Annotated in this window: 10 protein-coding genes; 4 read left to right on the top strand and 6 right to left on the bottom strand. The window is 73.5% G+C overall.

Annotation, left to right across the window (positions count from 1 at the left end; genetic code table 11):
• Nucleotides 1–194: 194 nt before the first annotated feature.
• Both ACXN5W_RS27010 and ACXN5W_RS27005 read right to left on the bottom strand, forming a co-directional pair.
• Nucleotides 195–2,021 (bottom strand): heavy metal translocating P-type ATPase, encoded by a 1,827-nt coding sequence (locus tag ACXN5W_RS27010; protein ID WP_473161204.1) that lies wholly within the window; start codon nt 2,019–2,021, stop codon nt 195–197.
• Between the two features lie 110 nt (nt 2,022–2,131).
• Nucleotides 2,132–3,172 carry an alcohol dehydrogenase catalytic domain-containing protein gene (locus ACXN5W_RS27005; protein ID WP_473161202.1) on the bottom strand — a complete coding sequence of 347 codons (1,041 nt, stop codon included), beginning with the start codon at nt 3,170–3,172 and terminating at the stop codon, nt 2,132–2,134.
• Nucleotides 3,173–3,606: 434 nt separating this feature from the next.
• On the opposite strand from ACXN5W_RS27005, the gene ACXN5W_RS27000 reads away from it, so the two are divergent.
• Nucleotides 3,607–4,614 (top strand): Acg family FMN-binding oxidoreductase, encoded by a 1,008-nt coding sequence (locus ACXN5W_RS27000; RefSeq protein WP_473161201.1) that lies wholly within the window; start codon nt 3,607–3,609, stop codon nt 4,612–4,614.
• Between the two features lie 216 nt (nt 4,615–4,830).
• Here ACXN5W_RS27000 and ACXN5W_RS26995 read toward each other — a convergent pair whose 3' ends face one another.
• Both ACXN5W_RS26995 and ACXN5W_RS26990 read right to left on the bottom strand, forming a co-directional pair.
• Entirely contained in the window at nt 4,831–5,466 is a 636-nt protein-coding gene (locus ACXN5W_RS26995) for a class I SAM-dependent methyltransferase family protein (RefSeq protein WP_473161200.1), read from the bottom strand.
• Nucleotides 5,432–5,824: a hypothetical protein gene (locus ACXN5W_RS26990; protein ID WP_473161199.1), complete on the bottom strand. Its 393-nt coding sequence runs from the start codon at nt 5,822–5,824 to the stop codon at nt 5,432–5,434. Before ACXN5W_RS26990 ends, ACXN5W_RS26995 begins: the two co-directional genes overlap by 35 nt.
• Before the next feature lie 329 nt (nt 5,825–6,153).
• On the opposite strand from ACXN5W_RS26990, the gene ACXN5W_RS26985 reads away from it, so the two are divergent.
• Nucleotides 6,154–7,887 carry a sensor histidine kinase gene (locus ACXN5W_RS26985; protein ID WP_473161198.1) on the top strand — a complete coding sequence of 578 codons (1,734 nt, stop codon included), beginning with the start codon at nt 6,154–6,156 and terminating at the stop codon, nt 7,885–7,887.
• A gap of 101 nt (nt 7,888–7,988) precedes the next feature.
• Here ACXN5W_RS26985 and ACXN5W_RS26980 read toward each other — a convergent pair whose 3' ends face one another.
• Nucleotides 7,989–8,627 (bottom strand): response regulator, encoded by a 639-nt coding sequence (locus ACXN5W_RS26980; protein ID WP_473161197.1) that lies wholly within the window; start codon nt 8,625–8,627, stop codon nt 7,989–7,991.
• A 146-nt stretch (nt 8,628–8,773) separates the two neighbouring features.
• On the opposite strand from ACXN5W_RS26980, the gene ACXN5W_RS26975 reads away from it, so the two are divergent.
• Together ACXN5W_RS26975 and ACXN5W_RS26970 are read left to right on the top strand one after the other, a co-directional pair.
• Complete coding sequence (locus ACXN5W_RS26975) at nt 8,774–9,778, top strand: Acg family FMN-binding oxidoreductase (protein WP_473161196.1); 1,005 nt, start codon at nt 8,774–8,776, stop codon at nt 9,776–9,778.
• Entirely contained in the window at nt 9,778–10,755 is a 978-nt protein-coding gene (locus tag ACXN5W_RS26970; protein ID WP_473161195.1) for an Acg family FMN-binding oxidoreductase, read from the top strand. The genes ACXN5W_RS26975 and ACXN5W_RS26970 overlap by 1 nt, the downstream gene beginning before the upstream one ends.
• Here the strand turns inward: ACXN5W_RS26970 and ACXN5W_RS26965 are convergent.
• The gene (locus tag ACXN5W_RS26965) at nt 10,727–11,332 is read right to left on the bottom strand and encodes an LbetaH domain-containing protein (RefSeq protein WP_473161194.1); all 606 of its coding nucleotides are present in this window, start codon (nt 11,330–11,332) and stop codon (nt 10,727–10,729) included. The genes ACXN5W_RS26970 and ACXN5W_RS26965 overlap by 29 nt on opposite strands.
• Nucleotides 11,333–11,370 lie beyond the last annotated feature (38 nt).

Here is an 11,370-nt window from a genome sequence, read left to right as displayed (position 1 = left end):
AGGAGTTATGGGGCAAGCAGCGAGCGCCTGAAGTCTTCCTTTCCCCCTCCCCCCCCCCCCCCCACCCCCCTCCCTGACCCCCCGGTCCGCGTCCTCGTTCATCCAGCGAACGCCACCCACATAGGCGATCCCGGTGCTGATCAAAGGGCAGGTGGGCGCAAGGGGGTTGGACGGGCCCCGAGGACCCGGATCGCCTACCAGACCTCGCCTTGATCGACGCCGCCGCGCAGCGCCCGCAGCGCGTTCAGGATCACCAGCACGTCGATCCCCTCCTGCAGGAACGCCCCGGCCACGGGCGGCAGCAGGCCGACCGCCGCCGCGATCATCGCCAGCACGGCGAGCCCCATCCCGACCAGCGCGCTCTGCACCGCGATCCGCCGGGCGTACCGGGCGATCTCCACGGCGTCGGCGAGCCGGTCCAGCCGGTCGACCGTGAGCACCGCGTCCGCCACGTCGGCCGAGGCGGTCGCCCCGGTCGCACCCATCGCCACCCCGACGTGCGCGGCGGCCAGCGCCGGCGCGTCGTTCACCCCGTCCCCCACCATCACCGTCACCGCCCGCTCGGACTCGGCCCGGACCCGAGCCACCTTCTCGGCCGGCGAGCAGTGCGCCACCACGTCGTCCACGCCGACCGCCCGAGCCACCCGCTCGGCCACCCCGGGTCGGTCCCCGGTCAGCATCACCAACCGCTCGAAGCCGGCCTGCCGCAGCCGGCGGGTCGTCGCCACCGCGTCCGACCGGACCGGGTCGGCCAGCAGCAGCGCACCCGCCGGGTCACCGTCCACGCTGACCCAGACCAGTGAGACACCCTCCTCCTCAGCCCGGCTGCGGTGGCCGACGGCCCACTCCGGCGGTTCCCCCGAGAGCTGGCCGACCCGTACCACCGAGCCGTCCACCCGGCCGCTCACCCAGCGGCCCGGCTCCTCGGTCACCTCGGTCGGCATGCTCAGCGCCACGCCCCGCTCGCGGGCCTCGCGTACCACGGCGGTGGCCAGGACGTGCGTGGACAGCTGCTCCACCGACGCGGCCAGCCGGAGCACCTCGCCGGGGTCCCGGCCGGGCGCGGTGAGCGTGCCGGTGGTCCTGGGCCGGCCGGCGGTCAGCGTGCCCGTCTTGTCCACCAGCAGCGTGTTGGCCCGGCCCAGCACCTCCAGCGAACCGCCGTCGCGGATCAGGACGCCCCGCCGGGCGGCCCGGGACAGCCCCGACACCACCGCGATCGGCATGGCCAGCAGCAGCGGGCACGGCGTCGCCACCACCAGCACCGCGACCGCCCGCCGGAACTCACCGGACAGCGCCCCGGCCAGCCCGGCCACCACCAGGGTGAACGGGACGAACGCCGCCGCGTACCGGTCGGCGAGCCGGACCATCGGCGCCTTGCGCCGGGTGGCCTCCTGCGCCAACCGGACGATCCCGGCGTACGTGCTCCGCTCGGCCGTGGCCACCGCCCGCAGCCCGAACGCGGCACCGGCGTTCAGTACGCCGCTGGCCACCCGGTCGCCGGCCCGCCGGTCGACCGGCCGTGACTCCCCGGTCACCACCGACTCGTCCAGGGTGGCCGGCTCCTCCAGCTCACCGTCCACCGGCACCACGTCACCCGGCCCGACCAGCAGCCGGTCCCCGGCCCGTACGTCGGCGAGGTCGACCACCACGACCTCGCCCGCGGCGCTGCGACGGCGAGCGGTACGGGGTGCCCGGGACAGCAGCGCGTGCAGGTCCCGGGTGGCCCGCCGCTCGGCGTACGCCTCAAGGGTGCGCCCGGTGGCGAGCATCAGCGCGATCACAGCGCCGGCCAGGTACTCCCGGACCAGCAGCGCGCCGGCCAGCGCCAGTGCCGCGATGACGTCCACCCCGAACTCGCGCCGGACCAACGAGCGCAGCACCCAGAACGCGGTGGGGGCCAGCGTCGCGACGGTCGCGGCGGCCCAGACCGCGGACGCGGCGGAGCGGGCGTCGGCCAGCCACAGCGCGGTGCCGACGGCCACCACCACGACCAGGACCAGCAGCGGCGCCCACTCCAGCCACCGGCGCCAGCGGCCACCCGCCCGGTCCGGCCCGTCGACGCGACCCGCCCCCGAACAACCGGTGGCGGTACCCGGGCCGACACCGGCGGGCCTCTCCTGGCGGTCGGTCACGTCCGGCTCAGCGCCACCTTCAACGCCCCGCTCCGGCCCGGATCGGCGAAGATGTCGTACGCCGTCTCGATGTCGTCCAGGGCGAACCGGTGGGTGACCAGGCCGCTGGTGTCCAGCCGGCCGGCCGCCACCATGGAGAGCAGGGTCGGGATGGAGTACGTGTCGACCAGCCCCGTGGTGATCGTGACGTCGCGGATCCACAACTGCTCCAGGTGCAGCGTGGCCGGTGCGCCGTGGACACCGATGTTGGCCAGCCGGCCGCCCGGCCGGACCAGCGTCGCGCACAGCTCGAAGGTGTCCGGCCGGCCCACGGCCTCCACCGCCACGTCGGCACCGAGTCCGTCGGTGAGCGCCTCGATCCGCTCCCGCACGTCCGCGCCGGGTTCGAGGACGAGATCAGCGCCGAACTCCTCGGCCGCTCGCCGCCGCGGTTCGGCCGGGTCCACCACCACGATCCGGAGCGGGGAGAACAACCGGACGGTCCGGATGGCGGCCAGCCCGATCGGACCGGCCCCGACGATCACCACGGTGTCACCCGGCTCGACCCGCCCGCAGCGCGCGCCCACCTCGTACGCGGTCGGCACGATGTCGGCGAGCACCACGGCCGCCTCGTCGGACACCTCGGCGGGCAGCGGATACAGGGACAGGTCGGCGAACAGGATCCGGGCCAGTTCCGCCTGCACCCCGTCCAGCAGGTGGCCGAGGACCCAGCCGCCGCCGGATCGACACTGCCCGTACCTGGCCTCCCGGCAGTAGCGGCACCGCCCACAGGCCGAGATGCACGAGGCGAGCACCCGGTCGCCGGGGCGAACGCTGGTGACCGCGGCCCCGACCTCCAGCACCGTGCCCACGGCCTCGTGCCCGAGGATGCGGCCGGGCCGGACCTCCGGCACGTCACCGGCCAGGATGTGCAGGTCGGTGCCGCAGATCGTGACGGTGTCCACCCGCAGCAGCGCGTCGGTGGGATCGCCGACCGTCGGATCCGGCGCCTCGGTCCACGACCGCTGGCCCGGCCCGTGGTACACCAGTGCCCTCATCGACCGATCGTCGCAAAGGAAGGGCCCCCTCTTATCGCTTTCGGTAGAGGAAGGGCCCCCTATTAACGTCCCACCGACCCGGGCCCGCGTGAACCGGCGGTGGAGGGACGGCACACCGGCGGCGTCGATCGCACTATTGTTGGAGTCGAATGTTGGAGTCGAGCAAGCTGGCCCAGATCAGCGGGAAATCGGGCACGATGGGAGGTCCCGGGCAGCCGGGCGCCTCGGCCGATCGACCCGTAGCATCGAGCGTTCCGCAGCACCGAACGCTCACAGACCGAGCGCCCACAGCACCAAGCGCTCACAGACCAAGCGCCCGCAGACCGAGCGCCGGCAGCAGCGGTGAGCAACCGCCAGCGGCACCGAAGAGCCGCAGCAGCATCGAACGCCGCGGCGCCGAGCACGTTGAGCAGACGAGAGAGGGTCTTTCGCCGATGACCGACGCGCCGCCGGGGACCGCCGGCACCGTCACGACCGCGCTCGCCCAGGCCGCCTCCGTGGCCGGCCACGCGCCTTCCGTACACAACACCCAGCCCTGGCGCTGGCGGGTACTGCCCGACCGGTTGGAGCTGCACGCCGTACGGGAGCGGCAGCTGTCCGCGATCGACCCGGCGGGCCGGTTGCTGCTGGTCAGCTGCGGCGCGGCGGTACACCACTCGGTTCTGGCGCTGCTGGCCGAGGGCTGGCGGGTACGGGTGGATCCGCTGCCCGACCCGACGAATCCCGATCTGCTGGCCGTCATCGTGCCGACCGGGCACGACGCGCCGGTCGACGGGGCGATGCGGCTGGTCCAGTCGATGAGTGTGCGGCACACGGACCGCCGGCCGGTCAGCGACGAGCCGGTTCCGGCGTCCGCGCTGGAGGCCGTCCGCACCGCCGCCGAGGAGTACGCCCACCTCCAGGTGCTCGGCAACGACCAGGTCCTCGAGCTGGCCTCCGCCGCCGGCCGGGCCGCCTCCGCCGAGGCCGAGGACCCGGCGGTACGCGAGGAACTGGCCTACTGGACCAGCCGGGCACCTGCCGGCACCGGACTCACCCCGGAGGTGCTGCCCGAGCAGCCCGCCCAGAGCACGGTGCCGGGCCGGGACTTCGGCTCCGGCGCACTGCCGATGGGATCGGGCCACGACCGGGCCGCCAGCTACGCGGTGTTGTTCGGCGACGAGGACGAGCCGGCCGACTGGCTCGAGGCCGGCGCGGCGTTGTCGGCGGCCTGGCTCACGGCCACCGGGCTCGGCGTCTCGGTGGTGCCGCTGAGCTGGGTGGTTGAGGTGACCGGGACCCGGGAGATCCTGCGCCGCTCGCTGTCCGGGATGGGCCAGCCCTATCTGGTGCTGCGGCTCGGCATCGCCGATCCGGAGCAGGCCGGGCCGCCACACACCCCGCGGCTGCCAGCCGACCAGATCATCGACACCTCCGCGATCCGCGGCGGACCAGAAGCCTAAGCGGCTCCCGCCCCACCCACACCCCGCCCCACCACCGCTGCCCACCCCCACCCAGCGCACTGTTGATCAAGGTGTTTGCGCCACGAAAGCGCTTCCCCGCGGCGCAAACACCTTGATCAGGGTGGCGGGGACCCGGCGGGAGCGCGGTGGGGAGACCGGCTGGGGATGATCAAAAAGACCGCCGATCTCCGGAACCGCCAAGTCGTCGGTTCGCCGTCATGCGATGAACTGGAATATCTTGCCGTTGCCCAGCGGCTGTGGGGTGCCGGTGAAGCGGTGAACGCCGACGGAGAACAGCACGTCGTCGGGAGCGGTGAACGCCTGTTCGGAGAACCCTGTGTCGGCCAGCCACCCTCGGACAGCCGGTGTCAGGTCAGGTGCTCGTCGTGTCCTGGTCCAGATCACCGTGCCGTCGGCAGCGCAGAGCTGCGGCAGCGCCTGAATGGTGGTGTGGGCGTCGGCGTCGCTGATGTTGCCCAGGACGCCCGCCATGATGACCAGGTCGGCGGGTACCGCCTGCCGGTATGAGACGAGGTCACCGGCGTCGGCCTGCACAACGGTCACCGTGTCGAGGCCTTCGGCGGTTGCTCGGGTCTGGGCCGCAGCGACGTTGCGCGGTTCGTACTCGATCAGCGTGGCGCTGACTCGCCTGGCGTCCTGGCGCGACGCCAGGACAGCAAGAATGTCGTGACCTTGGCCGGCGCACATGCTGACCACGGACACCGGTTCACCAGGTCGCTCGTCGAGCCACGCGGCGATGTGCCGCTGAACCAGCCTCAGGCGGCGGGCCCGGTGCGAGCCAGGATCGGTGTAAGCGCTATGCCAGGCGTACCAGTCCTTGCCGTCGTTCATGGGCACCGAGTCTGCCAGTGTCACCGCGCAGCGGCGGGCGCGGGCATACCGACCATGGGAAAGGCCTTGCCGGGATGGTAGAGCTGTCCTGTTGCGAGGCAGCCACCGCGACCGTCTGGACCAGTTCGCTGTTGTGCGGCAGCGGCCGGTGAGCGTAAGCGTCGGTGCGCAGGATGTTGGCCAGCACCACCGCGCGTCGGCGTGGTCGGACTTCCTGCGCGACACCGAGTGTCACCAGCGCGGTGAATCCCTCCACGTCGTCGCCGACACGACCCTTGGCGACCAGGCAACCGTGCTCGTCGACCAGGGCAATGTCGTGATGCCGTGCCGACCAGTCGATGCCGCAGTACACCACCAACTCCTACTCCTTCCTGGCCTGACCATCGGACATGCAACCCCTGGCGGAAACGCGCGGCGCCCTGCGGGCGTGTACTCAGCGAGCCCGACCACCACACGAACGGCTCGCCGAGCCCACGCTGCCGATCTTCCTGGGGACATCGAGGGCCAGGTGACGGGCAGGCATCCCGTGGTCCACGGCGGGCCGTTCGGGTCTTCTTGGGGACATCGAGGGCCAGGTGACGGGCAGGCATCCCGTGGTCCACGGCGGGCCGTTCGGGGTTCGTTGGGTAACAGGTGCCGGGGTTGGCGTACTCCCGGGATCGTGGGAGGCGACGCTACGATCCACGGATGACAGCCGAGACCGTCGGGTCGGATGAGGAACACCTGGTTCCGTCGCTGGGTCTCAGCCCGCTGTCGCGGGTGCGGCTCGACGAGCTGCTCCAGGAGATGCTCGACCGGGTCGGCGAGGTGGTCACCAGCCGGGAACGGCTGCGGGCCCTGCTGGACGCCGTTGTCGGCATCTCCACCGATCTGGACGTCCGCTCCACGCTGCGCCGCATCGTCGAGGCGGCCTGCGAGCTGGTCGGCGCCCGGTACGGCGCGCTGGGCGTGATCGGGCCGGACCGCACCCAGCTGCGCAACTTCATCACCCACGGCATCGACGAGGAGCTGCACGCGCAGATCGGTGACCTGCCGCACGGGCGGGGCGTGCTCGGCCTGCTCATCGACGAGCCTCGCCCGGTGCGGATGCCGGACATCACCCGACACCCGCGCTCGTACGGCTTCCCGCCGAACCATCCGCCGATGCACAGCTTCCTCGGCGTACCGGTGCGGATCCGCGACCAGGTCTTCGGAAACCTCTACCTGGCCGAGAAGCAGGGCGCCGCCGAGTTCACCGAGGATGACGAGGAGATCGTGGTGGCGCTTGCCGCCGCAGCGGGCGTGGCGATCGAGAACGCCCGGCTGTACGCCCTCGCCCACCGCCGGGAGCGCTTCCTCGCCGCCGCCGCGGAGATCACCGAGGTACTGCTCGGCGAGGTACGCCGGACCGACGCGCTGACCCTGGTCGCCCGCCGCGCCCGCGAGGTCGCGGAGGCCCGGCTGGTGCTGGTGCTGCTGTACGACGAGGACGCCGGCCGGTTCACCGTCGAGGTGGTCGAGTCGGCCGTGGGTGATCCCCGTGGGCTGGTCGGCACGATGTTGCCGGCCACGGACACGACCTTCGCGGCGGCGGTGGCCGAGCGCCGGCACATCGTCGTGGACGACCTCGCCGAGGCGGCGCCGTGGCCGGTGCCCCTGCCTGGCGGCCCGGCCGTGGTGGTCCCGCTGACGGCGGCGGAGACCCTGCACGGCGTGCTCGTGGTGGCGCACGGGCCTGACCGGGGCGGATCGGCCGCGGACGACGACCTGGCGCTGCTCACCAGCTTCGCCGGGCAGGCCGCGCTGGCCATGGAGCGGGCCCGTGGGCAGGAGGAACGCGAGCTGCTGGTGGTGTTGGAGGACCGCGAACGGATCGCCCGGGACCTGCACGACGTGGTGATCCAGCGGCTGTTCGCCACCGGCCTGCAGTTGCAGAGCACCGCCCCGCTGGCCGCCCGACCGGAGATCGCCAAGCGGATCAACGCGGCCGTGGACGACCTGGACACCACCATCCGGGACATCCGGCGGACCATCTTCGAGCTGCGCACCCCGATGAGCGCGGCGCTGCGTACCGAGATCCGCGAGACCGTCGCGGAGGCCACGGCGGCGCTCGGGTTCCGGCCCGGACTCGAACTCACCGGTCCGGTGGACAGCGCGGTCCCCGACGACCTGCGTCCCGAACTGCTGGCCGTGTTGCGGGAGGCGCTGTCCAACGCGGTCCGGCACGCGAAGGCCGACCGGGTGGCGGTACGGATCGCTGTCGACACCGAGCGGCTGTCGGTCGCGGTCCTCGACGACGGCGTGGGGACCGATCCGGCAGCCGCCCGGGGCGGTCTGGTGAACCTCGCCGAGCGGGCCCGGCAGCACGGTGGGACGTTCGAGGTGCTCGGGGTCGAGCCCCGGGGCACCGAGGTGCGCTGGACCGTCCCGCTGCCGCGCTGACCCGCGCCGAGGCCGGCGGAGGTCCGGGCCGCTGACGCCGGCCGGGTAGATTTCAGCGGCGCCGGCCGACGTGCAGCCGGCGGCGCCGGCCGACGTGCAGCTCAGTGGCGCTGGCCGAGCAGCCGGGTGGCCAGCACCGCCGCCTGGGTACGCCGTTCCAGACCCAGCTTGGCCAGCACACTGGAGACGTAGTTCTTGACGGTCTTCTCGGCCAGGAACATCCGGGTGGCGATCTCGCGGTTGGTCAGCCCTTCGGCGACGTACTCCAGGATCCGCCGTTCCTGTTCGGTCAGCGCCTTCAACTCGCGCGGCTGCTCCACGCCGCTGCGGATCCGCTCCAGCACCCGCTGGGTGACCGCCGGGTCGAGCAGCGACTGGCCGGCCGCCACCCGGCGTACCGCGTCGACGAGGTCGGTGCCGCGGATCTGCTTGAGCACGTAGCCGGCGGCCCCGGCCATGATGGCCGCGAACAGCGCCTCGTCGTCCTCGTACGAGGTGAGGATCAGGCCCTTGATGGTCGAGTCGACGGCGCGGACGTCCCGGCACACGTCGATTCCGTTACCGTCGGGCAGCCGCGCGTCCAGGATCGCCACGTCGGGGCGTAGCGCCGGGATCCGGGCGGCGGCGGCCACGGCCGAGCCGGACTCCCCCACCACCTCGATGTCGCCACTGGCGGTCAGCAGGTCGGCCAGGCCACGGCGGACGACCTCATGGTCGTCGAGCAGGTACACGCGGATCATCCTCCGTTTCTACCCCTCGCCGGGCCGGCGCGCACGGGCCGAAGGTCCCGGTTCGGGCGGGACCGACGACGGGTCCTCCGGCCCTGCCCGGAACCGGCGGACCGACGCATCGTGGTGGCGAGAAGAGAAATCACCGAGGAGGAACGATGACCTGGACCAGCACCCGGTGGACCCCGGCGGCCGGCGGCCCGTTGGCCGACGCCGCACGGCAGGCGTTGCGGGCGCCCTCGGTGTTCAACACCCAGCCGTGGCGGTGGCGGGTTGACGGGACCACCCTGGAGTTGCGCGCCGACCGGGCCCGGGCGCTGCGCGTCACCGACCCGGACGGCCGGCTGCTGGTGATCAGTTGCGGGACCGCGTTGCACCACGCGCGGGTCGCGCTCGCCGCCGCCGGTCACCGGGTGGAGGTGGCGCGTTTCCCCGAGCCGGCGGATCCGGACCTGCTCGCCCGGATCCGGATCACCGGTTCGCACCGGCCCGGCGACCGGGACCGGGCCCTGGCCGCGGCGATCTCCCGCCGCCGTACCGACCGGCGGGCCTTCGCCGACACGCCCGTGCCGGCCGAGGCCCTTGACCGGCTCCGCGCGGCCGTCGAGGCCGAGGGGGCCCAACTGCACCTGGTACGCCCCGACCAGATGCCGATGCTGGCCGTGTTGACCGCACGGGCCGCCGCCACCGAGTTGGCGGATCCCGCATACCGGGCGGAGCTGACCCGCTGGACCCACCGGCCGCCGGCCGACGGGGACGGCGTGCCGGCCAGCGTGAGCGTCCGGCAGGGCCCGCGCCGGGTGCCGGTCCGGGACCACACGCTGGGCGACGAGCCGGGGCTGGACGTTGGCGCGGGGTTCGACCGCGGTGCCAGCTTCGTGATCCTGTTCGGTGCCACCGACGACCCGTCCGGCTGGTTGGTCGCGGGTGAGGGTCTGTCCGCGCTTCTGCTTGAGGCCGTCGTCCAGGGTCTGTCGGCGGCGCCGCTGTCCGACGCGATCGAACTGGCCTGGCCCCGCCGGCTGATGCGGGACCTGCTGTCCGGGCTCGGCGAGCCGTACCTGACGGTCCGGCTCGGGCTCGGCGGGTCGGACGACCTTCCGGCCATCCCCCGGCGCGGCGCCAGCGAGGTGATCGAGATCCGGGACCAGGGGGGGTCGTGATGACCGTCGCGGCGTACACCGATCAACAGCTGTGGACGGCGGTGCCGGCCGCGGTGCGGGCCCCCTCGCTGCACAACAGCCAGCCGTGGCGGTTCACCCTGCGCGACGGCGGCATCGAGGTACGGCTCGACCGGGCTCGCCGGTTGCCCGCCACCGACCCGACGGGCTGGGGTGCGCGGTTGTCCTGCGGCGCGGCCGTGTTCAACCTCCGCCTCGCCCTCGCCGTCGTCGGTACCCCGGCCCAGGTCCGGCTGCGGCCCTGGCCGCGTGACCCGGACGTGGTCGCCCGGTTGACCCCGGACCAACCGCGCCCGCCGACCCCGCTGGAACGGGACCTGTTCGCCGCGATCCCGCACCGGTACAGCAACCGGGCGCCGTTCTGGGCCGACCCGGTGCCCCCGGACGTGCGGTGGCGGCTGGTGGAGGCGGCCCGCGCCGAGGACGGCTGGCTCGACCTGGTCGTCGGGGCCGGCCCGGTGAACGCGCTCGCGGAGATCGCCCGGAGCGCCGACCGGGTGCTGGAGCGGGATCCGGCGTACCGGGCGGAGGTGGCCGCCTGGATCCGGCACGAAACGGCCGGGGACGGGGTGCCCTGGTCGGCGGCCGGGCCGTCCGGCGAACCGCAGGATCTGCTGCCGCAGCGGGCCTTCGGCACCCGTCCCCGGGGACCCGGCCGGGACTACGAACCGGAGCCGCTGGTCGCGGTGCTCGGCTCGCCGGGCGACACCGCCGGTGACCAGATCGCCAGCGGTGTGGCGCTGCAACGGGTACTGCTCACCGTGACCGACGCCGGTCTGGCCGCCTCGATGCTGTCGCAGCCCATCGAGGTGCCGGGCGCCCGCGAGCGGTTGCGGCGGGCGCTGGGCCGGTTCGGGACGCCGCAGATGGTGCTGCGGATCGGGTACGGGTTGCCGGGCTGGCCCACCCCGCGCCGGGACCCGGCCGAGGTCATCGACCTGCCGGTGGCGCCTCGCTGACGGTGCCGGTCGTCGGGCCGGACCCGGAGGCGTCACGTCCCGCGTCGCGGGGGGAACGACCGCCGACGCCGGCCGGCCGGGCGGCCGGTCGGGCCGGCTCGCGGACCGCGGCCCGTGGGCCGATCGCCACCCCGCCCGGGGGTACGTCGTCCAGCACTGTCGCCCCGGCGCCGATCTGGGCCTGACTGCCGATCCGGATCGGTCCGAGGATGGTCGCACCGGCTCCGACGGTGATGCCGTCGCCCAGGACCGGTTCGCCGGAGTTGTCCCGCCGGCCGATCGTCACGTGGTGGTACAGGTTGATCTGGGCGCCGAGCCGGGCACCACGGTGCAGCACGAGCCCGTACGGGTGGAACAGGCGCAACCCGGGGCCACAGGTCAGCTCGCGGGGCAGGTCGCTGTTCACCCCCAACCGGACGACGAGCAGGTTGAGCACCCGGTACCCGATCGCGCACAGCCGGCGGACCGTGGTCGGCCGCGCGGCCGTCCACTGTCCGAAGCGGAACACGACGAGAACCAACCGGGCCAGGTGATCGTCCGGGTTCGCCTGAAAATCCTGCCTCAGGGTGTCGAACACGACACTGAGCGTATGCAGTTGGCCGAGGGACGCGGTCG

The organism is Plantactinospora sp. A48 (genome assembly GCF_055793945.1).
This window is presented reverse-complemented; position numbering and strand designations above follow the sequence as displayed.

What these genes read in the sequence shown, in the direction of transcription:
- ACXN5W_RS27005 (WP_473161202.1), bottom strand. Translation starts at nt 3,172, where the DNA reads ATGAGGGCACTGGTGTACCACGGGCCGGGCCAGCGGTCGTGGACCGAG.
- ACXN5W_RS27000 (WP_473161201.1), top strand. Translation starts at nt 3,607, where the DNA reads ATGACCGACGCGCCGCCGGGGACCGCCGGCACCGTCACGACCGCGCTC.
- ACXN5W_RS26995 (WP_473161200.1), bottom strand. Translation starts at nt 5,466, where the DNA reads ATGAACGACGGCAAGGACTGGTACGCCTGGCATAGCGCTTACACCGAT.
- ACXN5W_RS26985 (WP_473161198.1), top strand. Translation starts at nt 6,154, where the DNA reads ATGACAGCCGAGACCGTCGGGTCGGATGAGGAACACCTGGTTCCGTCG.
- ACXN5W_RS26980 (WP_473161197.1), bottom strand. Translation starts at nt 8,627, where the DNA reads ATGATCCGCGTGTACCTGCTCGACGACCATGAGGTCGTCCGCCGTGGC.
- ACXN5W_RS26975 (WP_473161196.1), top strand. Translation starts at nt 8,774, where the DNA reads ATGACCTGGACCAGCACCCGGTGGACCCCGGCGGCCGGCGGCCCGTTG.
- ACXN5W_RS26970 (WP_473161195.1), top strand. Translation starts at nt 9,778, where the DNA reads ATGACCGTCGCGGCGTACACCGATCAACAGCTGTGGACGGCGGTGCCG.